At 70.2% G+C, this 23418-nt stretch carries 22 protein-coding genes; 15 read left to right on the top strand and 7 right to left on the bottom strand.

The window, feature by feature from the left end; translation table 11 throughout:
• Positions 1-104 precede the first annotated feature (104 nt).
• Positions 105-1061, bottom strand: a complete 957-nt coding sequence (locus A6A27_RS20100; RefSeq protein WP_073836159.1) for a putative sugar O-methyltransferase — start codon at positions 1059-1061, stop codon at positions 105-107.
• On the opposite strand from A6A27_RS20100, the gene A6A27_RS45080 reads away from it, so the two are divergent.
• Positions 949-1215, top strand: a complete 267-nt coding sequence (locus tag A6A27_RS45080; RefSeq protein WP_198940382.1) for a hypothetical protein — start codon at positions 949-951, stop codon at positions 1213-1215. The genes A6A27_RS20100 and A6A27_RS45080 overlap by 113 nt on opposite strands.
• Positions 1216-1368: 153 nt before the next feature.
• Here A6A27_RS45080 and A6A27_RS20105 read toward each other — a convergent pair whose 3' ends face one another.
• Positions 1369-2028 (bottom strand): helix-turn-helix transcriptional regulator, encoded by a 660-nt coding sequence (locus tag A6A27_RS20105; protein WP_241825354.1) that lies wholly within the window; start codon positions 2026-2028, stop codon positions 1369-1371.
• A 447-nt stretch (positions 2029-2475) separates the two neighbouring features.
• Between A6A27_RS20105 and A6A27_RS20110 the strand changes: the two genes are divergently transcribed.
• Positions 2476-3129, top strand: a complete 654-nt coding sequence (locus tag A6A27_RS20110) for a MerR family transcriptional regulator (RefSeq protein ID WP_073836161.1) — start codon at positions 2476-2478, stop codon at positions 3127-3129.
• Positions 3130-3194: 65 nt separating this feature from the next.
• Here A6A27_RS20110 and A6A27_RS20115 read toward each other — a convergent pair whose 3' ends face one another.
• Positions 3195-4571, bottom strand: coding sequence for an FAD-dependent oxidoreductase (locus A6A27_RS20115; RefSeq protein WP_073836162.1), 1377 nt, complete (start codon positions 4569-4571; stop codon positions 3195-3197).
• Positions 4572-4598: 27 nt separating this feature from the next.
• Positions 4599-4859, bottom strand: a complete 261-nt coding sequence (locus A6A27_RS20120; protein WP_073836163.1) for an SDR family NAD(P)-dependent oxidoreductase — start codon at positions 4857-4859, stop codon at positions 4599-4601.
• A gap of 751 nt (positions 4860-5610) precedes the next feature.
• Between A6A27_RS20120 and A6A27_RS20125 the strand changes: the two genes are divergently transcribed.
• Complete coding sequence (locus A6A27_RS20125) at positions 5611-6414, top strand: helix-turn-helix domain-containing protein (RefSeq protein ID WP_073836164.1); 804 nt, start codon at positions 5611-5613, stop codon at positions 6412-6414.
• 308 nt (positions 6415-6722) lie between these two features.
• Positions 6723-7712: a dTDP-glucose 4,6-dehydratase gene (rfbB, locus tag A6A27_RS20130; protein ID WP_073836165.1), complete on the top strand. Its 990-nt coding sequence runs from the start codon at positions 6723-6725 to the stop codon at positions 7710-7712.
• A 127-nt stretch (positions 7713-7839) separates the two neighbouring features.
• On the opposite strand, the gene A6A27_RS20135 is transcribed toward rfbB, so the two are convergent.
• The gene (locus tag A6A27_RS20135; protein ID WP_073836166.1) at positions 7840-8409 is read right to left on the bottom strand and encodes a dihydrofolate reductase family protein; all 570 of its coding nucleotides are present in this window, start codon (positions 8407-8409) and stop codon (positions 7840-7842) included.
• Positions 8410-8490: 81 nt separating this feature from the next.
• Here A6A27_RS20135 and A6A27_RS20140 point away from each other — a divergent pair, with 81 nt between their 5' ends.
• The 10 genes from A6A27_RS20140 to A6A27_RS20185 all read left to right on the top strand — a co-directional run bounded on the left by A6A27_RS20140 (position 8491) and on the right by A6A27_RS20185 (position 21764).
• On the top strand, positions 8491-9387 hold the full coding sequence (locus tag A6A27_RS20140) for a sigma-70 family RNA polymerase sigma factor (RefSeq protein ID WP_241825355.1): 897 nt from the start codon (positions 8491-8493) through the stop codon (positions 9385-9387).
• A gap of 364 nt (positions 9388-9751) precedes the next feature.
• Positions 9752-11275, top strand: coding sequence for a glycosyltransferase family 39 protein (locus tag A6A27_RS20145; protein WP_073836169.1), 1524 nt, complete (start codon positions 9752-9754; stop codon positions 11273-11275).
• Between the two features lie 133 nt (positions 11276-11408).
• On the top strand, positions 11409-13304 hold the full coding sequence (locus tag A6A27_RS20150) for a glycosyltransferase family 2 protein (protein WP_083672723.1): 1896 nt from the start codon (positions 11409-11411) through the stop codon (positions 13302-13304).
• On the top strand, positions 13301-14458 hold the full coding sequence (locus A6A27_RS20155) for a glycoside hydrolase family 26 protein (protein ID WP_073836170.1): 1158 nt from the start codon (positions 13301-13303) through the stop codon (positions 14456-14458). The genes A6A27_RS20150 and A6A27_RS20155 overlap by 4 nt, the downstream gene beginning before the upstream one ends.
• Before the next feature lie 113 nt (positions 14459-14571).
• Positions 14572-15768, top strand: a complete 1197-nt coding sequence (locus tag A6A27_RS20160) for a glycoside hydrolase family 26 protein (protein WP_073836171.1) — start codon at positions 14572-14574, stop codon at positions 15766-15768.
• A 121-nt stretch (positions 15769-15889) separates the two neighbouring features.
• Positions 15890-17044 (top strand): glycoside hydrolase family 26 protein, encoded by a 1155-nt coding sequence (locus tag A6A27_RS20165; protein WP_241825356.1) that lies wholly within the window; start codon positions 15890-15892, stop codon positions 17042-17044.
• Positions 17045-17221: 177 nt separating this feature from the next.
• Entirely contained in the window at positions 17222-19501 is a 2280-nt protein-coding gene (locus A6A27_RS20170) for an FAD-dependent monooxygenase (protein ID WP_073836172.1), read from the top strand.
• Positions 19498-19818, top strand: a complete 321-nt coding sequence (locus A6A27_RS20175) for a putative quinol monooxygenase (RefSeq protein WP_073836173.1) — start codon at positions 19498-19500, stop codon at positions 19816-19818. The genes A6A27_RS20170 and A6A27_RS20175 overlap by 4 nt, the downstream gene beginning before the upstream one ends.
• Complete coding sequence (locus tag A6A27_RS20180; protein ID WP_073836174.1) at positions 19815-21041, top strand: cytochrome P450 family protein; 1227 nt, start codon at positions 19815-19817, stop codon at positions 21039-21041. Before A6A27_RS20175 ends, A6A27_RS20180 begins: the two co-directional genes overlap by 4 nt.
• A 60-nt stretch (positions 21042-21101) precedes the next feature.
• Entirely contained in the window at positions 21102-21764 is a 663-nt protein-coding gene (locus A6A27_RS20185) for a TcmI family type II polyketide cyclase (protein ID WP_073836175.1), read from the top strand.
• Between the two features lie 45 nt (positions 21765-21809).
• On the opposite strand, the gene A6A27_RS45085 is transcribed toward A6A27_RS20185, so the two are convergent.
• Positions 21810-21977, bottom strand: coding sequence for a hypothetical protein (locus tag A6A27_RS45085; RefSeq protein WP_198940372.1), 168 nt, complete (start codon positions 21975-21977; stop codon positions 21810-21812).
• Positions 21978-22145: 168 nt separating this feature from the next.
• Here A6A27_RS45085 and A6A27_RS20190 point away from each other — a divergent pair, with 168 nt between their 5' ends.
• On the top strand, positions 22146-22532 hold the full coding sequence (locus tag A6A27_RS20190) for a DUF1622 domain-containing protein (RefSeq protein ID WP_073836176.1): 387 nt from the start codon (positions 22146-22148) through the stop codon (positions 22530-22532).
• Between the two features lie 11 nt (positions 22533-22543).
• Here A6A27_RS20190 and ygiD read toward each other — a convergent pair whose 3' ends face one another.
• Positions 22544-23413, bottom strand: coding sequence for a 4,5-DOPA dioxygenase extradiol (ygiD, locus tag A6A27_RS20195; RefSeq protein ID WP_241825357.1), 870 nt, complete (start codon positions 23411-23413; stop codon positions 22544-22546).
• Positions 23414-23418: the final 5 nt, after the last annotated feature.

The following is a 23418-nucleotide window of genomic DNA, read 5'->3' on the forward strand; positions in this document are numbered from 1 at the left end:
CATCCGCCACGGGGCCGTGCCGGCGGGGCCACGCCGGGTGGTGGGCGCGCCCGGCTGCGTACCGGTGCCTGCCCGGTCCGACGTCGCTACGGGCGACCGCGGGATCAGGGACAGATCTCGCTGCCCAGCCCGAGCTGTTCGTCGACCGGGCGCTGGATCTGGTCCTTGCCGTAGAGGGCCTGCCAGTAGTGGCCCCATGGCCGGGCCCACGCGTTGGCTACGCAGGTCCACCGCGGTCCGGGGCGGTACGCCTCGACGAAGGCCCCGACGTGCGCCTCGACGGCGCGGTTGTCATGGATGTCGATCACGTCGCGTAGCTTGCCGGTGCTCAGTGCCAGCTTGACGACCTCGTACCCGTCAGAATTGCCGTTGAGGCTGCTGTCGAGATACTTGCCGACCGCGTCCCGGATGTAGAAGTAGCGGCTTCGCGCGTCGATCATCGCCAGATAGTCGTCGACGGTTTCCGCGGTCATCTCCGAGAACGAACTGATGTTGATCGTGAGATCGAAATCGGTGGCGGTGTACTGCTCGTCCACGTCACCGATCGAGGTGAACCGGACTTTGGCGAACTGCTCGGCGTCGAGCACGGAGCGCAGGTATCGGGTGGACAGGGTCAGGGAGTTCGGCAGGTCGATGATGTGGTACTCGCGTACGTCGTGGTTGGACAGGATGGTGTGGCACGTACGCCCGTACCCGGCGCCGATCTCCAGGACCCGCGTGCCTTCGAGCTCGACATTGCCGGCGATGAAGTCCAGTTCGAGCACCGACTGCAGGTAGTCCATGCACACCGGCTCACCGTCGAAGGTGATGGTGATCGGCTCCCCCACGGTGCGGTTGCGGATGCTCCGCAGCCGCTTCCAGTTCTCGTCGCTCAGCCCGTCGGCGAGAATATACATCAATGATTTCAGATACCGAACTCCGTTCACTCTCGGATCCCAATAGCCGATCTTGAAGTTGATCGGCTTGGATTTGAAGGATGAGATTTCAGTCGCCGCCGCCTCGGTGACGTGGAACTTGTCGTGGCGCGCCCGCAGCTGGCTTGGGCCGTACTTTTCGCGCATCTGCTTTCCTATCGATTCAGAGGGCGAGGACCCCGCCCGGCTGAACACATATTGCGCGCAGTTTGTGGCCGAAATCATCTCTGTGCATGCGCCCGAACGGCGGGCCGACGCCGGGGCAATCGAGCGGTCGGCCGGCGGGCTGCGGCCGGCGTGAGCGGGTGCTCCAGCGGGCGCGCGTGTCGGGGTGACCGCGAGCTGCGCCGGCCGGGCGGGTACCCGTCCCGGCTACGGCGGGCGCGCCGGCCGGCGGTGTGGGGCGACGTCGGGCCGGGCCGCGCGGAGTCGGGGGACTGGCCGGGGCCTCGGATCAGTGCGCCAGGGCCGCCTCGCGGCGGCGGAGTGACTCCTTGCGGCTGTCGAGCAGCGCGAGCAGGACCGGCGGGTCGAGCTTGGACACCGGCAGCAGTTGCGCGTCGAGATGGAAATCGCGCTTGCCGAACACCGTGATCGGGCCGGCGGTGGCCACCGTCACGTCGTCGGGCGTCAGGTCGAGCGGGGAGCCGGACACGGACTGGCACAGGATGTACCAGGTGCCGTCGGGGATGCCGCTGAAGTGGAAGGTGCCGGGCTCGTCGAGGACGGCGCAGTTCATCGGGGGGCCTTCGGGGATCCGGTTCGGGAAGACACCCATGAAGATCAGTCCGCGGTGTACCCCGCTGACCGTGCCGGTGATGGTGTTGGCCCGCGCCGGGCGGGGGCGGGTGCAGACCGCCGGGGCGAAGCCGCCGAGCCGGCGGTAGGTCGTCGGGGAGAGCCCGACACTCTTGGTGAATCGGGTGCTGAAGGTGCCCACGCTGTTGTAGCCGACGCGGATGCTGATGTCGGCGACCGTGAGGTTCGTGGTGGTCAGCAGCCGTTTCGCCTCTTGGAGCCGGATGGCCGAGAGGAATCGCCCGGGCGATATTCCGGTGACGCGCTGGAACACCCGGGTGAAGTGAAATTTGCTGAATCGTGCAATACGCGCCATTTCTTGGACGGTCAATTCCTCGGACGGATTCATGAGCATTCGGTCGATGACTTTTTCCACGGCTCTCTGCACGCCCGAGTGCAACGATTCTCCCCCCGGAGTTGGTCGAGCGCCGGGGCGGCCGGGTCGGCGTTGGGCGGTCCCGGGCGCCACAGGCATCGTAGAGGGTAACCACGGGGTGGCCGATGGTCAATGCGCCGTGCGTCGGCCGGGGCGCGGCGTGCGGTCTGCCGAAATTGCCTACCGGAAATGCAGGGACAGGCCGCTGTCTGGATGGCCGAGAGCAGCCGTGGAGCGACTATCTGACCGGGTAAGTCGGGCATGGTAGGCGTCACCTGGCCGGACGCCGGCAGCCGAGGTTCTCCCTGGCAGCCGGCCCCGATCGCCATGTTTACCAGGGCGTCCAGCGAGGTAAGGTATAGACGGCCATGATGTCCTGGGGGAGCGATGCGCATATCGGATCTGAGCCGGCGTAGCGGTGCGCCGGTCCCGACCATCAAGTTTTATCTCCGAGAACGGTTGCTCATGCCGGGCACTCCCACCGCACGAAATCAGGCCGTCTACGGCGAAAAGCATCTTCGCCGCGTGCGGCTGATTCGCGCGCTTGCCGGGATCGGCGGGCTGGAGCTTTCGTCGGTGCGCGAGCTGCTCGCCGCGGTGGACGACACGCGCGTTCCGCTGACCGAGGTCGTCGGCGCCGTCAACCGGGCGCTCTGCCCGCAGGCGAGCCGGGGGACGGCCCCGTCCCCCGACGAGCACGCCGATGAGGCGGCGCGCTACGTGGACGGGCTCTCCTGGGACCACCAGCGAGGGCGTTCCGGCTCCCAGGTGCTCGCCGAGGTGATCGTCGCGCTCCGCGAGCTCGGCTGCGACGCCGAGCTGACCGCCTTCGACGGCCTGGCGGCCCTCGCGGAGCAACTGGCCATCGCCGAGCTGGACCTGCTGGCCCACAAGGACGCCGTCATCGACCGGGGTGCGGCGGTGGCGCAGACCGTGCTCCTCAATGTCGCGTTCACGGTCCTGCACCGCATGGCCCACCAGCACCACGCTCTGCTGCGGCACGCCGCGGACACCGGTCACGCGGCGGGGCGGGACGACTGAGACGCCGGGCCCGTCGCGCGGTCCACTGGAGACCGGCGACGGGCCCGCGTCGGTGGGCCGGCTGATCAGCCCGGGCGGGTGAGCGCGGGTTGCCGCGCCTGGCTGCCGGTGGAGCGCTTGAGCGCGCCGACGAGCACCCGCAGCAGGGTCGCCGGCCGCATCAGTGCCTGCGGGGGGTCCACCATCCCGGCCGCGCGCATGTACGCGGTGGTCACCTTCGGGTCCTGGGTCGCCGCCGCCTGCACCAGCGAGAGGAAGCGCTGGAGGAAGCGGACCTTCATCGAGCGGTCGCCCGGCACGCCGGCGAAGCCGAGGTCGACGGTGGTCGTCATCTCCCAGGCCGCGTCGATGACGCTGCTGGCGAGGTCTTGGAAGTACGCCGCCGGATCCGGCGCGCTGTCCCGGCGGAGGTGCCTGCGCAACGTCAGGGCCGACAGCGCGGCGACGGTCATGCCCTGGGCGTACACCGGGTTGAAGCTGGTGACCGCGTCGCCGGTGATCACGAGACCCGCCGGGAAGCGGGACATCCGCTCGTACCGGCGGCGCAGGGTGACCGGGTAGTGGAAGGGGACGGGCTCGTCGATCGGCCGGGCGCTGCGCAGTGCCTCGTGGATGTCCGGCACGCACAACGACTTGACGAACGCGTAGAAGCCCTCCTGATCGGTCGGCGGGTGGTCGCCGAGCAGCCCGTAGACGGTCAGCTCCACCTTGCCGTGGTCGGTCTGTGTGAAGATCGCGCCCCGCGGGGAATCCGGGTAGGCCACCGGGATGATGGCGAGGTCGCCCCCCCAGGGATCGTCGTCCAGCTCGTAGTGCTGGGTGACGTAGCCGAGGTCGATCTTGATGCGGTCCTCGGGCACCCGGGGATAACCGAACTTGGCCAGCATCGCGGGGGTCCGGGAACCCCGCCCGGTGGCGTCGACCACCAGGTCGGCCTCGATGACCTCCTCGCCACCGTCGCCTTCCAGATGGCGTACCCGGGCGCCGGTGATCCGGCTGCGATCGGCGGTCGCCACGAGGTCGACGATGTCGCACCGCTCGACGAACCGGACGGCCGGCAACTGCTCGACCCGCTCCCGGACGTGCCGTTCCATCAGCGGAGCGGTCGCCGGCACCGCGGTGTAGCCGATGTCCTCACGCCGTAGCGGCTTGCCGTTGAAGAACCAGCGGACCGAGCCCGCGTAGTCGCCGGTGGGGCAGCCGTCCGCGACGAGCTCCTGGATGAATCCGGGGAAGAGCTCCTCGGCCACCTGCAACCCGCGTACGTGCATGGCGTTGATGTGCCGGCCCTGGGGCCGGCCGCGCCGCGGCCCGATCGTGCCCACCAGCCGGTCCCGATCCACGATCACGACCTCGTCGTACTGCTCGGACAACACCCGAGCGGCGAACAATCCGCCGTAGCTGCCACCGAGGACCAGCGCCCGGCGTGCTTTCTCACCCATCGTAGGTCGACCTTCCTCGCGCAGTGCTCAACTGGGCATGGGGGCGAGCGGGACGGAACGGAGCAGCCCGCCGTCCACCACGAGCTCCTGCTCGGTAACGTCCGACGACCTGCGGACAGCAGGAACAGCACCACCTCGGGCACCTCGGCGGGATCGCTCGAGCCGCGCCGCATCGCGACCCGCGATGACGACGTGTGCGCCGGCCTCGGCCAGGCGCTGCGCGGTAGCCAGTCCGATGCCGCTGCCGGCGTCGGTGGCAAGTCCCTTCCTGCCCTCGAATTCGCTCATGTGGATGAGCGTGGCAGTCCCCCGGGTGAGTGGACATCTCCCGGCTTGCCGTGCTGAGGCCGCCGCACGGCGCCCGGGCGGCCAGCGATGAATGACGATGCCGTCGACCTGTCGCCGCTGTCCACAAGGTGCCGGCGACCGTCCACCGTAAACGGCGAGGCGTGCGGTCCCACCGGGACCGGTACCGATTCCGCGGCGCTGCGCAATGCGGAAAGATGTGGTCCGGCGACGCCGCCCGGACGATGGTGTCGACCGGTGAGCGTCGTGCGAAGGGACTGTGCCGTGCCGTCATTGTTGCCACCCGTCCGCCGGCCGGCCCCGCCGAGTTCCGGGCCGCCGGTATCGACGACCGACGTTGACGGACGTCCCTGAGCCGCCCTGGCCGCCGCCGGCGGGCCGGCGTTCGGCGCTCGGTCACCTCAGGTGCGCCGGCCCGTGTCCTTCGGGTTGTTTCTTGTTTCCGCTGGTGGGGTGCGGCCGTTCACTGGAGTGCGGGAAGCTCTCGCACGGTGCGCACGATATCGAGTATCACCGGTATCTATTTTTACTTCGCGATTGCGGTTGGCGGCGTCGATCACGGACGAGGGTTGCCCGGGACGAGGGCGGCCAGTTAGCCTGGCGACGGAAATCGCGGAATTGATGATGCTGACCTGTATCTGATTCGGTCGAGCCTTTCAATTCATGGGACCACCCTTCGAATAATGGGTGTCCGCGGTATTCCTTTCGAGAGGTCCTGCTAGGGGGAGACGTGATGGAGCACACTTCCGAAACGGCGGTTCTACGAGCCATCAATGCGATGCAGGAACGCCTGGGTGAGCAACTCACGGTGGATGACATGGCCCGTGCCGCGATGTTCAGCAAATTCCATTTCACCCGCATGTTCCAGCGGGTCACGGGCGTGTCGCCCGGTCGGTTCCTCTCCGCCCTGCGCCTGCAGCGGGCCAAGGAGCTGCTGGTCTCGACGCGGATGAAGGTGGCCGACATCAGCGTCAGCGTCGGATACAACAGCGTCGGCACGTTCAGTTCCCGATTCAGCCGCAGCGTCGGGATGTCGCCCACCATCTACCGGCGCCGCTCCGGATACGCCACGGAGATCCGGGCCGGCGCCGACGGCTCCGGCTTCGGTAACGCGGCCCTGTCCTGCGACGTGCGATTGGCCTGCCCGGACGAGAACGCGCTGATCTTCGTCGGCCTGTTCGCCGACCGCCTTCCCGAAGGTCATCCGGTACGCTGCGGCGTGTTGCGGCACGCCAACCGGATCGTGTTCGACAACCCCCCGCCGGGCAGTTGGTACCTGCTCGCCCAGTCGGTCTCGGTCGATCGAGGTCCGGCCCGCCTGGGCCGCGACCGCGCCGACCGACCAGTGGCGGTCGCGACCGCCGGGCCGATCACCATCCGGCCCGACACGCTCGTCTCCATCGAGCTGGTCCTGCGGCCGGCCCGGGCCCTCGACCCGCCGGTCCTGCTCGCGTTGCTCGACGCCCGCACGCACGCCCTGGGCCGGCTGGTCGATGCGCGGACCATGCCCGAGGCGGAGCTGGCGGACGCCGCCTGAGCGGGCACCCCACGCGGGCGGGTCGGCGCAATTGTCGCCCGACTCGCGCGGTGCCCGCGGATCTCCGCACTGGCGAACAACCCCGCCCAGCTCGCCACCGAAATCGCGGGCGCAGAATTACCGTCACTTGTTCCGCTGTTCCGGCAATTCCAAAGAAAGAGTGCACGGGAGCGCGGCGTACGCTCCGAATCATCGCATCGGCTCCTCTTCCCGGAGGTTTTCGTGGAGCTTTGCAGCCCGGTCGCCATCGACCTACTCGGCACGGCTGGCCACGCCGCCCACGGTGCTCGGCTGAAGGGACCGGCGTGATGAGGCTTCTGGTGACCGGTGGTGCCGGCTTCATCGGCTCGAATTTCGTGCGCCGGATTCTCGGCGGCGCCTATCCGGCGCTGGACGGCGTTCGCGTCACGGTGCTCGACAAACTCACTTATTCCGGCGTGATGGCCAATCTCGACCCCGTCGGCGACGACCCGCGGCTGCGCTTCATCCTCGGCGACATTTGCGACGAGGACCTAGTCGACGAGTTGATGAGCGGGCACGACGCCGTGGTGCACTTCGCCGCCGAAACGCACGTGGACCGGTCCATCAATCAGGCCGCGGCGTTCGTACGCACCAACGTGCAGGGCACCCAGGTGCTGCTGGACGCGGCCGTACGGCACCGGCCGCGCCGGTTCGTGCATGTGTCGACCGACGAGGTCTACGGGTCGATAGCCCACGGTTCCTGGGACGAGAACTGCCCGATGGAGCCCAATTCGCCGTACGCCGCCACCAAGGCCGCTGCGGAGCTCCTGGTCCGCTCCTACCACCGCACGCACAACGTGCCGGCGCTGGTCACCCGGTGCTCCAACAACTACGGGCCCTACCAGTTCCCCGAGAAGATCATCCCGCTGTTCATCACCCGGCTGATGGCGGGCGGCAGCGTGCCGCTCTACGGCGACGGCCAGCACGTCCGGGACTGGCTGCACGTCGACGACCACTGCCGCGCGGTCGCCGCGGTCCTCAGCGGAGGGCGGCCGGGCGAGGTCTACAACATCGGCGGCGGCATGGAACTGACGAACCGGCAACTGGCCGAACGGCTGCTGACCGCGTGCGGCGCCGGCCCGGAACGGATCTGCTACGTCGATGACCGCAAGGGCCACGATCGCAGGTACTCCGTGGACACCAGGAAGATCCGGACCCAGCTCGGCTTCACGCCCCGCATCCCGTTCGACCAGGGCCTGGCTGCCACCGTGCAGTGGTATCGGTCGCGCCGGGACTGGTGGGAGCCGCTACGGGACCGCGCCGAGGTGCTGCGTTAGTAGTGCCGAAGCACGAGATGGACTGGATGGGCGGGATGTCGGGCCGTCCGGGCCTGGTCGCTGGAGGCGGTGGCGGGCTAACTGAGCGACCGGACCTGGCCCGCCGGCCGGCCGCAGCCGTCGCGGGTCAGGTTTCGACTCGCCCCACCCGGTACGTCACGTGGGTGGCCTCCGGGGTGTCGACGGTGTCCAGGTGGTCCAGTTCCGGACCGGTGCCGTCGAACAGCGCGGTGCCGGACCCCAGCAGGAGCGGTACGACGTGCAGCCGCAGGTGATCGACGAGGCCGGTCCGCAGCGCCTGCTGGATGACCGACGCGCCGCCCATGATGTGGACCCGTTGGTCGCCTGCGGCCGCCCTGGCCGCTTCGATCGCGGCGGCCACTCCGCCGGTCACGAACGTGAACGTGGTGTCGCCCTTGCGTACGGCGCCGTGTGGCCGGTGGGTCACCACGAAGACCGGCATGCGGAAGAAGCCGCCTTCGGCCGCCCAGCCATCGGTGTCGTCGTACACCCGCCGGCTCGTCACGACGGCGCCGGACGCGGCGAACGTCGCCCTGCTCAGCCGCCGCCCTTCGTCGTGTGTGAGCCACGCGTGCAAGCGTTCGCCACCCTTGCCGAACCCTGGCCACCGGTCGAGGTCAGGCCCGGTGACGAACCCGTCCAGCGACATCGAGATGTCCGCTTCAACAACTGCCATGCCCGGGTAGACGCAGTGGGGCCGTGAAGTGTCCGATGAGTCGGCCAACTTTTTCTCGTCGGTACGGGTATGAACGGTGCTGTGGACGCCACGAGCTTCGCGGAGCTGACCCGTCGGTATCACCGCGAACTGCAGGTCCACTGCTACCGGATGCTCGGCTCGTTCGATGCGGCGGAGGACCACGTACAGGAGGTCTTCCTGCGGGCGTGGCGGTCCAGGGACGCGTTCGAGGAGCGTTCCAGCGTCCGAACCTGGCTGTACCGCATCGCCACCAACGCCTGCCTGGACACGCTACGGCGTACCCGCCCGCCGCTGCAGCCGTACCCGGATCAACTGCTCGACGAGCACCCGGGCCCCGACGCGGTGGCCATCGGCCGCGAGACGTTCGGTCTGGCGTTCCTCGCCGCGATCCAGCTGTTGCCGCCCCGCCAGCGGGCCGTGCTCGTGCTGCGGGACGTGCTGTCCTGGTCGGCGAGTGAGGCAGCCGCCCTGCTCGACACGACCGTGCCGGCGGTCAACAGTGCCCTGCAGCGCGCTCGGGCGACGCTCCGGGACCGGTGGCCGGGCGGTCGACTGGAGTGGTCGCCCACCGGTGCACCGGATCCGGCGCAGCGTGAGCTGCTGCGGCGGTACATCGCCGCGCACGAACGGGCCGATCCCCAGGCCCTGGTGGACCTGCTCCGCGAGGACATCCGGTTGACGATCGAGCCGGACGTCGGTGAGTGGTCCGGCAAGGCCGCCGTCGCCGACGCGCTGCGCCGGGACATGAACACCCCCGGTCAGTGGCGGATGCTGGCCATGGCCGCCGACCGTCAGCCGGCCGTGGCCGCCTACGTCCGCGGTGCCGGCGACGCCACGTTCCGCCCGTTCGCGCTGATCGTGCTACGCCCGGAGGCGGGCCTCCTCCGCGCGATAGACGTGGTCAAGGCACCCGGCCTGTTCGCCACGTTCGGCCTTCCGGCGAGCCTGGACCGGTAGTGCCCCGAGGCTGAGTTCGGCGCGCCGTACACGGCGATGTCGATCTTGGCTCAGCCGTACGGTCGTACCGGGAGATCTTGGCAGCTCCGCCGTCCGGCGGTGGGCTGCCCCGTCCTGATGCTGCGATCATTGCATCTTTTGCCGCATCTGTCCTGACCTGCCACTTTCGCCGCTTTTGCGGGCGTTCGACGTCCTCTGCTGAGGTTTGCTCAATAAGCTCCGAAGCGAGTTGCGGCACCGGCCCAGGCCCCTCCGGCGCGGGTCGTGCCGCGCCATCCGCGCACCACGCGGACACCCTGCCTGACGTCCCTCGGGGCGGCCTGGGCCACGACCGCCGGAATCCCACGGAGATGCGTGAGACACGATGAAGGACTCGGACACCATGGTCCTGCCCCGGCTCGGGTCGACCGAGGCCAGCGTCGAGGACCCCTGGGGAGAAGGGCACGGCGTCCCCGCCCCCAGTCGCCCGGCGACCGACGCCTCGCGGGGGCGTACCGCCGCCTGGCTGGTACCGGCGCTGCTGATGGGCGCGCTGAGCGTCGTCGGGGCCGGCGCACCCGGACTCCGCACGGAAGAACTCGCGACCTGGGCCAGGGCCAACTCGTCCTGGCGGGACAACTGGTCCCTCCTCCACTCGAGTGAGGCCACCGAAGCGCCCTACCACCTGCTGATGCGCGCGTGGGCGGAGGTCTTCGGCAGCTCCGACCTCGCCCTGCGCGCGCCGTCCATGCTGGCCATGACCGCGGCGGCAGCGCTGGTCGGCGTACTGGCGGCCCGGATGTTCGCGCCGGCCACCGGGGTCCTGGCCGGGGTGCTCTTCGCGCTGCTGCCGACCTCGACGCGGTACGCGCAGGAGGCCCAGCCGTACGCGTTGACCCTGCTCGCCGCGGTGCTCGCCACGTCGCTCCTGGTGCCGGCGATCGACCGGCCGTGGTTCTGGCGCTTCGCCCGCTACGCCGGTGCCGTGGCGCTGCTGGGCCTGGGCAACGTCGTCGCGCTCCTGCTGCTGGTCGGGCACGGCTGGGCGGTGTTCGCCTTCCGGCGCGACAAGGCGCTCCGGTGGCTGGCCGCCGCGCTGGCGGGCGCGCTGCCCGCGGCCGCGTTGCTCTGGCTCGCCGCGCCGCACGGCGTACCGCTCGCGCGGAACGCGCATCCGAGCCTGTCGGCGCTGGCCGCGACCCCCCGGGAACTGTTCGGCGTCGCCGCACTGGGCGCCGTGCTGCTCGCGCTGGCGTTGTTCAGCCTCCCGCTGCGGTACTCCGCCGCCGTGTGTACCGCCTGGGCGGTGGTGCCGCCGCTCGCGCTGTTGCTGGTCGCCCAGGTGACGCCTGTCTGGTTGCCGCAGTACCTGCTCTTCACCCTTCCGGCGTGGGCGATGCTCGGCGCGGCCGCGCTGTCCCGCGCCCGGCTCGGCTGGGCCGCGGGGGTGCTGGCGGCGGTCGCGGTGATCGGCGTCCCGGCCCAGGCCGACCTGCGGGAACCGGACGGACACCAGCAGGCCAGCCGCCGGCTCGCGGAGCTCGTCGAACGCCGCCTGCAACCCAACGACGGCGCCGTCTACGGCTCGTCGGACGCGGGCGACGGACGGGTCGGCCGGGACCTGGTGACGCACTACCTGCCCGCCGGCCGCCGGCCGCGGGACGTCCTCGCCACCAGCCCGCAGCGCGCCGACGGCCGAGGGCCGGTCGCCGAGTGCGCCGACGTGGCCGGATGCCTGCGGGGCACCCGGCGAGTGTGGGTGATCCGGCTCGGGGAGCGCGCCGACCCGGTGCAGGGCATCGGCGGGGCGAAGGAGCGGCTGCTCCGCACGAGGTATCAGGTGGCGCAGGTCTGGAGACTCACGGGGCTGACGCTGGCCCTGCTGGTGAACGAGCGGAGCGATCTCTGACCGGTGGCGCGCCGGCGGTGAGCGCCGGGCCCGTCGATCGTCATCGCGCAATCCGCAGTGTCCATCCGTATCAGCCGCTCACGATCGGCCCGTGCCGAGTTCGTGGCGAGCAAGTCGAACCCTTGGGGGAAACGTGGGCGTCGCTGTCGATACGCGCCGGTCTGAATCCGCGGGGGAGGGAACCCCCGGCCGGCGTCAGACGGTCACCTCGGCGCAGCCGCCAGCCGGCCGGCGCCCCGACCGTCGGCAACTGAACATCAAGGCCCGCCTCGCGTACGCGAAGTGCGGTGCGACCGCCGGACCGCTGGTCGCGCCGCGGGGCCCGCAGGCGCCGGTCGAGTTCCGCCATGTCGCCTCGCCCGCGGCCCGGCTGATGCTGACCCTTCTCGTCCTCGTCAACAGCGCGGCCGGGTTGTTGCTCGTCGGGTGGCTGCTGCTGCCCGCGCACGTACCCGGCTCGGGCGTGCTCGGGCTCGGCGGCTGGCAGACGGCGGCGGCCCGGCTCGGCTTCTGCGTGGTCGTCGGGGTCGAGCTGATCCGCCTCGCGCAGAACGTGGTCGTCTGGGTGTTCGCGTACCACGCCAAGGACCCGGTGCCGGTCGATCCTCCGGTCGGCCTGCGGGTGGCGCTGCTCACCACGATCGTGCCCAGCAAGGAGCCGATCGACGTCGCCGAGCGGACCCTGCGGCGGCTGCGGCAGATCGTCTACTGCGGCCAGGTGGACGTCTGGATCCTCGACGAGGGGGACGATCCGGCGGTGCGGGAGATGGCCGCCCGGATCGGCGTGCACCACTTCAGCCGCAAGGGCCGCCCCGAGTACAACCAGCCGAGCGGCGAGTTCCGCGCCCGGACGAAGTCGGGCAATCACAACGCCTGGCGGGCCGAACACGAGGACCGGTACGACGTGGTCGCGAACGTCGATCCGGACCACGTGCCGCTGCCGAACTTCCTGGAACGGACCCTCGGCTACTTCCGCGACCCGGACGTCGCCTTCGTGGTCACGCCGCAGGTCTACGGCAACATGCACCAGAACTTCGTGGCCCACGGCGCCTCGGTCCAGCAGTACCTCTACAACGGACTGATCGCCCGCGGCGGAAACGGCCTGGACGCGCCGCTGCTCACCGGCACCGGCCATCTCTACCGGCCGTCGGCGTGGCGGACCATCGGCGGCTACCAGGACTCGATCATCGAGGACCACCTGACCAGCATCCGGATCCACGCCGCCGTCAACCCCGAAACGGGCAACCAGTGGAAGGGCGTCTACACCCCGGACGTGGTGGCACTCGGGGAGGGCCCGACGTCGTGGGCGGACTACTTCAACCAGCAGAAGCGCTGGGCGGCCGGCATCTGCGAGATCCTGGTACGCCCCGAGCTGCGCGCGCCGCGCGAGCTGCCCGCGCGACGGCGCTGGCAGTACCGCCTGCTCCAGTTCTACTACCCGAGCGTGGCGGTCAGCCTGTTGCTGGGGAACTTCGCCACGGCCCTGTACCTGCTCACCGGGGTGAGTTCGGCGCAGCTCGATCTCACCGTGTGGTCGGCGCTGTGGGGCTCGAGCATGGGCACCTGGTTCCTGCTGTGGCTCTGGCTGCGCCGCTTCAACATCGCGCCGCACGAACGGGAAGAGATCGGGCTGGTCGGCATGGCACTCGCGTTGTTCGCCGGGCCGGTCTACGTGGCCGCCGCGGTCGGTGCGCTGCTGCGGCGGAAGCTCGGGTTCGTGGTGACGGCCAAGGGGAAGTTGCGCACCATCGAGTCGCTCGGCACCTTCCGGCTGCACTTCTGCTGGGCCGCCTTCGCCGCCGGCCTGCTCGGGGCGAGTTTCGTGCTGGACCACGGCTTCACCATGCTGCGGGTGTGGCCGGTCCTGACCCTCCTCACCGGGCTCGTTCCACCGCTGATCGCGCTCGTCTCGAACATCCGGACCCGCCGGGAGCAGCACGACGACGCGGCCGAGCCCGCCGCCGGCGCCGACAGCGCGGAACGGCACCCGCCGAAGTCACGGGTGCCGGCTGAAGGGGTCCCGCGATGACGAGGCTCACCGTGCCGCGGGTCGTGATGCTGCTGATCGGCGCGCTGCTGGTGGTCTACGCCTTCGCCCTGCCGGCCGTCACCGCCTCCCGGGGCCCGGGGGATGCCCGGTCCGGCCGGGTGGCGAAGGCCGACGCGGAGGCGCTCGCCCAGCCCGGCGCGTCGCGCCGACCGGCTCAGCAACTCTTCCCGCCGGCGGGAAAGACGTTCATCGGGGTGATGACCGAGAAGGGCCCGCACGACTTCACCGCGATGAACATGTTCACCGCGGCGGCGGAACACCAGCCGCAGGCCATGCTCTTCAGCTCCGGGTGGGCGGTCGACGCCTTCGACCGGACGCTGTTCGACCGGATCAAGGATCGGGGCATGCTGCCGATGCTGGGCTGGGAGCCGTGGGACTACCGGTCGGGTGAAGCAGCCGTCAGGAAGGGGCTCCCGACCCCGGAGATCGACAGGGCACGGAACGAGCAACCCCAGTACCGGTTGTCCCACATCGCGCGTGGGGACTTCGACAGCTACCTGCGGTCCTGGGCCGACGGCATCAAGTCCCTCGGCTATCCGGTGGCCATCCGGTTCGGGCATGAGATGAACGGCTACTGGTACCCGTGGTGCGAGTCGGTCAACGGCAACCAACCGGGTGACTACGTCAAGGCGTGGCGGCACATCCATGACCTGTTCCGGGCCGCCGGAGCGACCAACGTCACCTGGGTGTGGAGCCCGAACAACAGGTGGGACGACTCGACGCAGAAACTTGCCACGTTCTATCCCGGGGATGACTACGTCGACTGGGTGGGCATCTCGGGCTACTACAGCACGGTGTTCACCTCGGACTACCGGTCCTTCGACACGATCTTCAGCCAATCCATCCAGGAGATCCGGGCCTTCACCAGCAAACCGCTGGTCATCACCGAGACCGGCGCCTCCGACGCCAACGGGCGCAAGGCCGAGTGGATCACCGAGGCATTCCAGATGCTGGCGCGCTACCAGGACATCATCGGCGTCATCTGGTTCGAGGTGGACAAGCAGAAGGAAGTGGACTGGCGCATCGTCAGCTCACCGGTCGTGGCAAAGGCATTCGCCAAGGCGGTCGCCGATCCTCGCTACCAGTTCACCTGGTCGTCGGACATGCTCCCGCGCACGAAGCTGGCCGATTAGATGCCCGAGCCCCAGTACCTGCCCGCAGATGACGACTCGGCCGAGCTGGTCGCTCGCGCCGACAGCGAGGAACGCCCGCCGAAGTCGCGGGTGGCGGCCGAAGGGATTCTGCAATGTTGAGGTTGAGCGTTCCGCGAGTCCTGGTCGTGCTGATCGGCGCGCTGCTGCTGACCTACGCGTTCGCCATCGCACCGATCACCGTGTCCGGGGGCCGGGAGGCCGGCCCGTCCGGCCGGGTTGCGCGGGCCGAGCCGGGCGCGGTGAGGACGGGCGAGGCGCTGGCGACGGCCGCACCGACCGCGCCGCCCCGACCGGCCGCGGAACTCTTCCCGCCGGCCGGCAAGGCGTTCATCGGCCTGATGACCGAGAAGGGCCCGCACGACTTCACCGCGACGAACATGTTCGCCGCGGCCGCCAAGCACGAGCCGCAGGTGATGCTGTTCAGTTCGGGATGGGCGGCCGACCAGTTCGACCGGACGCTCTTCGACCGGATCAGCGAACGCGGCATGCTGCCGATGCTGGGCTGGGAACCCTGGGACTACCTGGTGGACCAGGCCGCCCGCGAGAAGAATCTGCCCGCCCGCGAGATCGACAAGCTCCGCTCCAACCAGCCTGCCTACCAGTTGTCCCGCATCACGGGTGGAGACTTCGACCCCTACCTGCGCTCCTGGGCCGACGGGATCAGGTCGCTCGGCTACCCGGTGGCCATCCGGTTCGCGCACGAGATGAACGGTGACTGGTATCCGTGGTCCGAGGCGACCAACGGCAACCGCCCGGGCGAGTACGTCAAGGCGTGGCGCCACGTACACGATCTGTTCCGGGCCGCCGGGGCCACGAACGTCATCTGGGTGTGGAGCCCGAATGCCCGCTGGGACAAGTCCACCGGGAACATGTCCGAGTTCTACCCCGGCGACGACTACATCGACTGGGTGGGCGCCACGGGCTACTACGGCACGGGGGTCTTCACGGACTACCGCTCTTTCGAGGCGATCTTCGGCCCCACCATCACCGAGATCCGCACGTTCAGCAGGAAACCGCTGGTCATCACCGAGACCGGTGCCTCGGACGCCACCGGGCGCAAGGCGGAGTGGATCAAAGACGCGTTCCAGGTGCTGCCCCGATACCAGGACATCATCGGCCTGATCTGGTTCGAGGTGAACAAGGAGCTGGACTGGCGGGTCGCCAGCTCCCCGGCAGTGGCGAAGGCGTTCGCCGAGGGGGTCGCCGACCCTCGCTACCAGTTCACCTGGTCGCCGGGCTCGTTGCCGCGTACCGCGCCCGACAACCAGGCGTCCCGCGGGCCGGCGTGAGCAGCACGAGGAGACGAGCCGGCCGGTCCGGGCCGGCAGGAAGGAACGCCGCCCGCAACTGTCGCGGGTGGCGGCGAAACGGGGGAGTGTCTTGGTAAGGCTTACTGTTCCACGGGTCGCGATGGTGTCGGTCGGCGTGCTGCTGCTGGCGTACGCCTTCGCCGTCGCGCCGGTCACCACGTCCCGGCTCCGGGACGAACCCGCGTCCCACCGCCCTGCACCGGCCGAACAACAGGACTCGGTGGTGACCGCCGAAGCCAACGGGCTCGCGCCAGCCGACCCGATCCTGTCTGCACCACCGGGGCAGCAACTCTTCCCGCCCGTGGGGAAGGCGTTCATCGGGGCCTTCACCCAGCAGGGCCCGTACGACTTCACCGCGCTGGACACGTTCACGGCGGCCGCCAAGCACCAGCCGCAGGTGATGCTGTTCAGCGCCGGGTGGGCCGCCGACCAGTTCGACCGGACGCCCTTCGACCGGATCAAGGACCGGGGCATGCTGCCGATGCTGGGCTGGGAACCCTGGGACTACCGGCTGGACGTAGCGGCCCGCAAGAAGCGGTTGTCCGCCCGCGAGATCGATAAGCTCCGCTCCAACCAGCCTGCCTACCGGTTGTCCCGGATCGCGCGGGGGGACTTCGACAGTTACCTGCGGTCCTGGGCCGAAGGGATCAAGTCGCTCGGCTACCCGGTGGCGATCCGGTTCGCACACGAGATGAACGGCTTCTGGTACCCGTGGTGCGAGTCGGTCAACGGCAACCGAAAGGGCGACTACGTCAAGGCGTGGCGCCACGTACATGATCTGTTCCAAGCGGCCGGGGCCACCAACGTCAGCTGGGTCTGGAGCCCGAACGCGCGGTGGAGCAGGTCGACGCCGAAGCTCTCCGCCCTCTATCCGGGCGACGACTACGTCGACTGGGTGGGCGCTACCGGCTACTACGGCACGGGCGCGTTCTCCAGGTACCGGTCCTTCGACTCGATCTTCAACCCCACCATCAAGGAGATCCGCACGTTCAGCAGCAAACCGATGGTCATCACCGAGACCGGTGCCTCCGACGGCCACAAGCGCAAAGCCGAATGGATCAAGGAGGCGTTCCGTGTGCTGCCCGGACACAAGGACATCATCGGCCTCATCTGGTTCGAGGTGAACAAGGAGCTGGACTGGCGCATCGTGAGCTCCTCGGCCGCGGCGAAGGCGTTCGCCCAGTCGGTCGCCGGCCCGCGCTACCAGTTCACCTGGTCGCCCGAGATGGTCCCGCGTACCGCGCTGGGCGGGTAGGTCCGCCCCGACGGCCCGTCCCCACGGCGTCACCGGTCGCGGACTGCCCGCCGCGCGCCGGTGACGGCGGGTTGACGCGACCTCCGGCAGGGTGCGCAGGACGACGTCGTGGTGGTCCGGGCCCGCCGGCCTCGACAGGTCCACCGTCTCCCCGCGTAGGCCGTCGAAGGAGACCTCATGATCAGGACGATGGTCCGGATGCGCGCGCGTCCGGGGTGCGAGCCCGCCGTGGCGGCGGCGTGGCGGACGGCCGCCGGGCAGATCGCCGGCCTGGCCGGCAACCTCCGGCAGGACCTGCTGCTCGACGCCAGCGACCCGCGCGTGTTCGTCGTCGTCACCGAGTGGGCCGACGAGTCGGCCCTGCGCGACTACGAGAACGGGGCGGTCGCCGGGCGCTTCGCCGGCGCCGTCCGGCCGCTGGTCGAGCCGCCCGGCCCGGGCAGCTACCGGGTGATGCGCGATCCCGGCGGCGCCGGCTCGACGATCTTCGTGGACGTCGAGGTCACCGTGCCGGCCGCCCGGCTCGCCGAGTTCGAGCGCGGCTACGCCGAGGTCCTCACCCGGATGGCCGGGATACCCGGGTACGTGCGCGAGGAGCTGCTGCGCGAGCCCGGTACGGACATCTTCCACATCTTCGCTGAATGGAACAGCGAAGCCGAGTTCCACCGCTGGATCGGCGACCCGGCGCACGCCGAGCAGGAGGCAGGGCCGATCGCACCGTTTCTTCTCGACTTCCGGCGCCGCCTGTTCCACGTCGCGGCCGATTCCGGGAGCACCTGGGCACTGAGTACCGGCAGGGAGGCCGACGTGGACAGGACAACGGACGTACTGGTCGTCGGGGCGGGGCCCACCGGGCTGACCGCCGCCGTCGAGCTGGCCCGGCGCGGCATCGAGTGCCGGGTGATCGACAAGCTGGCCACGCCGCCCGGGCAGGCGGACAAGGCGATCGGCGTGCACTGCCGCACGATGGAGCTCTGGGAGGACCAGGGCATCGTGCGGGAGGCCATGGACGCCGGGATCTGGCTGACCGGGAACATGGTGTTCGTCAACGGTGTGGAGACCCACCGGATGAGCTGGGAGCTGCCCGAACTGCCGTACGCCCACCTCGGCCTGCCCCAGTACGAGACCGAGCGGATCCTCACCGAACGGCTGGCCACCCTCGGCGTACGCCCCCAGCGCGGTGCCGATCTGGTCGAGTTCACCCAGGACGACGACGGCGTGCTGGCCACGGTCGCGACCGCCGACGGTGGCCGGGAGACGGTCCGGGCGAAGTACCTGGTCGGCTGCGACGGCGCGCACAGCCGGGTCCGCGAGCTGCTCGGCTTGACCTTCACCGGCGGGCTCGGCCGGTTCCCGCAGCTGTTCATGCTCGGCGACGTCGACGTGGACTGGGACATGCCGGACGGGCACCTGCTCCGGTTCCTGCACGAGACCGACGGCCGGATGGACGGGATGCTGGTCTGCGTCCCGCTGCGCGGCGAGGCCCGGTACCGGATCGCGACGTTAGCGCCGCCCCGGTTCTTCGCCCAGACCGGCGGGCAGGACGCACCGCCGGGGTTCAGCGAGGAGCTGGCCGCGCCGACGCTCGCCGACGTCCAGGCCGCGCTCGACCACCTGGCCCCGCCCGGCACCCGGGCGTCGAACCTGCGCTGGTCGTCGGTGTTCCGGATCAGCCACGGCATCGTTGACCGGTACCGGGACGGTCGGGTGTTCGTGGCCGGCGACGCCGCGCACCTGCACCCGCCCGCTGGCGGCCAGGGCATGAACACCGGGATCCAGGACGCCTGGAACCTGGCCTGGAAGCTGGCCCTGGCGGTACGCGGAATCGCGGCGCCCGGACTGCTCGACAGCTACGAGACCGAGCGGCGCCCGGAGGGCGAGGAGATCGTCGGGCGCGCGGTCCGGATGGCCTTCACCGACGAGCTGGACCGCGAGGACCTGAAGCGCCAGTTCCTCCAGGAGATGTCCATGCTGCTCAGCTACGCCGACAGCCCGCTCGTCGGCGAGTGCCTGACCGACCCGGACGCGCTGCGGCAGGGCCCCCGGCCCGGCGACCGCGCCCCCGATGTCGGTGGCCTGCGCCGGCAGGGCGTCGGACACCCGCTGCGTTTGCGTGACCTCACCCGTGGCACCCGGCACACCCTGCTGGTGTACGCGGACGGCTCCGCCGACGAGGCGGCGCTGGCCGCGGTGGAGAAGCTGTACGCCGAGGTCCGCGGCCAGACGGCCGGGGAAGTCGACGGGTACCTGCTGCTCGGTCCGGACGGCCGGGCGCCGCGGCTGCTCGCGCCGCCGGTGGTACGCGACGACGAGGGCCGGTTCCGCGCCACGTACGGGGTCACCGGCACCGCCGTGTACCTGGTCCGGCCGGACGGGCACGTCGGGTTCCGCAGCCAGCCGATCGACGCCGACGCGCTCCGCAAGCACCTGCACCTGGTGTTCGGCGGTGCGAGATGACCCGGGTGCGCACGGTGCTGGCGATGCGGACCAGGGAAGGCTGCGAGGACCGCTTCGAGGCGGAGTGGCTCTCCGCGGCCGAGGAGATCCGCACCCTGGACGGCTGCCTGCACCAGGACCTGGTCCGCGACGCCGACGACCCGCGCAGTTATCTGATCATCAGCGACTGGGCGGACCGGGAACGGCTGGACGCCTTCGGCCGCAGCGAGCACCGGGACCGGCTCCTGCGCATGATCCGTGAGCTGCGCGAATCCGCGCAGCGGCACACCTACCAGGTGCTGCACAGCGTCGGCAGCGAGCCCGAGGAGGCGAGATGACCGAGCCGGCCCTACCCGCTTCGGAGTTCTACACCGACGAGTTCGCCGCCGATCCCTATCCCAGCTTTGCGCGGCTGCGGGACGACCGGCCGGTGTGCCCGGTCAGCTCGCCCCGCTTCGACCAGTACCTGATCACGAGGTACGACGACGCCAAGACGGCGCTGACCGACCCGCGACTGTCCAAGGACCTCTACGGCCCCGGCCAGCACTACCTGCGGCTCTTCGGGCCGAACTCCGAGGGCCTCAACAAGAACATGCTCAACTCGGACCCGCCGGAGCACACCCGGTTGCGCCGGATCATCTCGCAGGCGTTCGCGCCGCGCCGGATTGAGGCGCTGCGGCCGCGGGTGGCGCAGATCGTGGACGGCCTGCTCGACAGGATCGTCCCGCAGGGCCGGGCCGAGCTGATGCACGAGTTCGCGATCCCGCTGCCGATGATGGTGATCTGCGAGCTGCTCGGCATCCCGGAGGCCGACCACGGGCGGGTGCTCGACTGGACCCAGGTGATTCGGACCTCCGGGTCCTCCCGCCGCCCACCACAGGAGGAGCGGGCGGCCGTACAGGAGGCCCAGCTGAAGCTGCACGACTACCTCGTCGACCTGATGCAGGCCAAACGCGCGCACCCGGCCGACGACATCATCGGCGCGCTGATCGACTCCTGTGACCGGGATCGGGCGTTGTCCGAAGCGGAACTGGTCACCACCACGTTCCTGCTGCTGTTCGCCGGGCACCAGACGACCGCGGACTTCCTCGGCAACGCCACGCTGGCCCTGCTGGCCCATCCCGAGCAGCTGGAACTGCTGCGCACCACGCCACACCTGCTGCCGTCGGCGATCGAGGAACTGCTCCGGTTCGACGGCCCGCTGCCGGTGGCCAGCCCGCGGATCGCCACCGAGGACGTCGAGTACGACGGGGTGTGCATTCCGCGCGGGTCGATCGTCGGAGTGGTGATCAATGCGGCCAACCACGACCCGGCGCACTTCACCGACCCGGACCAGCTGGACCTGCGACGGGTCCGCGGCCCGCACCTCGGCTTCGGTCACGGCGTCCACTACTGCCTGGGTGTCTCGCTGGCCCGGATGGAGGCGCAGATCGGTCTCGGTGCGCTGCTGCGCCGGCTGCCCGGGCTGCGGCTCGCCGTGCCGGTCGCCGAGGTACGCCGGCTGCCGGCCGCGTCGCCGTTCCGGGGCCTGCTGGAGCTTCCGGTCACCTTCGCCGCCTAGCACCTCCGCCGCGCCGGGTCCCCGTCCGCCGTACCACCGAAACCCACCCAAGGAGCAGCCATGGTCTTCCGGAACGTGATCGTCTGCCGCATGGTCCCCGGCAGTGAGAACATCGTCGGCGACGTCTTCGGGCACTACGACAAGACCACCCGACCGCAGGATCTCGGAGTCATCGGGCGGATCCTGCTGTCGCACCATGACCTCTACATCCACGTCATCGAGCGCAAGCAGGACCCGAAGGTGTCCGGCCAGACCCGTGGGCTGCCCGCGTTTCAGAAGATCGCCGAGGCCATCGGCCCGTACGTGACGCCGTACCCGAGGTACTGGAAGAACCCGTCCGACTCCGTGGCGAAGGAGTTCTACCAGTGGGTGCCGGACGGGAAGGGGCCCGAGGACACCACGCTGACCATGATCGTGGGCCGGATCAAGCCCGGCGCCGAGCCCGACGTGGCGCGCGTCTTCGCCGAGTCCGACGCCGGTCCGCTCCCTGCCGAGCTGGGGGTCACCGGACGCTGGCTGTATGCCATCGACGACGTCTACGTGCACCTGCTCGAGCAGGACGCGTCGCTCGCCGAGGTCATGCGGCACAACCATGACAAGCCGGCCTTCAGCAAGGTGATGGAGGACCTCAGCCCCTACATCAGCCCGTACCGTCCGGACATCTGGCGCGGGCCGCAGGACTCGGTGGCCAAGCCGTTCTACCGCTGGCGAGCCGAGGACTGACCAGTACGACCGCGGTGGGGGCGTCGGCGGACGCCTCCACCGTCGTCACTCGTCCACGACGGTGTCCGTCTCGCCGTCGTGCTGGAACCGCACGGGCTGGTGCTCGTCGGGCCGTGGGTTCTGGGACGGGGTGTGGTGCGGGTCCCCGTCGGGGGAGAAGAGCACCTCGTCGGTCTTGTGGGTCTTCTCCTCGTCCTCTTCCGGCTCCGTCACGTCCGCTCCTCGCCAACTGCGCCTCGCCTGTGTTCTCACCCTAGGTGGGCGGGACGGGCCACCGCAGGCTTTCCCGTCGCCCCGCCCCGAACTGCCGAAACCGCCCCGGACGGCATCGGGCATGCGGGATGGTGGGTCCCGCAGCGAGCCGGGTACCGGGGGTGACGGATGTCGACCAGGGAGATCATCCAGCTGATCGGCGAGTTCCTGGACCTCGCCGGGGTGCTGGTCATCGCCGGGGGCGTCATCATGGCCACGGGCGTCTTCGTGCGCGGCTGGTGGCTGACCCGCCGGCTGGTCGACGTCTACCCGCCGTACCGGCAGGGCGTCGGGCGGGCCATCCTGCTCGGCCTGGAGTTTCTGGTCGGCGGCGACATCATCCGTACCGTGGCGGTCTCGCCCACCTTCGCCAGCGTCGGCGTGCTGGCCCTGATCGTGCTGGTCCGGACCTTCCTCAGCTTCTCACTGGAGGTGGAAATCGACGGCCGGTGGCCCTGGCAGGGCCGGAATCCGGTGACCGGCCTGAGCGCCGGCCCCCGGGCGGCGGGGCGGTAATTCCACGCCGATCAGATGTTGGCCGAGTCCGGCGGCACTTCCCGCGGGAGCGCGGGTGCGCCGGCGGCGGGCTTCTCCTGGCGGCAGTGGAGCCCCAGCGTGTACGCCGTCATCGACAGCGAACCGTACGCGTACCCGTCGACCAGCACGTCCGGCCGGCCGTCGGCGGCGCCGGCCAACCCGGCCAGGTAGAGCAGCGGGATGAAGTGGTCGGGGGTCGGTACGGCCAGGTCGAAGTCGCGGTGCCCATCCAGCCGGGCCGCCTCGGTCGGGCTGCCCCGCATGATGTCCCGGGCCGCGTCGTCGAAGCGCCGCGCCCAGTCGAAGCCCTCGTCGGTCAGCCGTGGGTCCACCCCGCCCAGGTTGTGCACCACGTTGCCGCTGGCCACGACGAGGACGCCGCGCTCGCGCAGCGGCGCGAGCCGGGCGCCGAGGTCGAGGTGGTAGTCCAGCGGCTTGAACGCGTTGATGCTGAGCTGCACCACCGGGATGTCCGCGTCGGGGAAGGCGTGCGTCAACACCGACCAGGTGCCGTGGTCGATGCCCCACGAGTCGAGGTCGGCGCCGACCCAGGTGGGATGCACCGCGTCGCTGATCTCCTCGGCCAGTTCGGGCAGCCCGGGCGCCGGGTAGCGCACGTCGAACAGCTCCTGGGGGAAGCCGTAGAAGTCGTGGATGGTGCGCGGCCGGGGCATCGCGGTGACGGCGGTGGCGCCGATGTACCAGTGGGCGGACACCACCAGGATCGCCCGGGGCCGGGGCACGGCCCGGCCGAACTCCCGCCAGGCGGCCGTGTAGCGGTTGACCTCCAGGGCGTTCATCGGGTTGCCGTGCCCGAAGAACGCCGCCGGCATCACCGTCTCGGTCGTCTGGCTGCTCATGCCGT

This window comes from Micromonospora sp. CB01531 (assembly GCF_001905095.1).
Lineage (GTDB): Bacteria > Actinomycetota > Actinomycetes > Mycobacteriales > Micromonosporaceae > Micromonospora.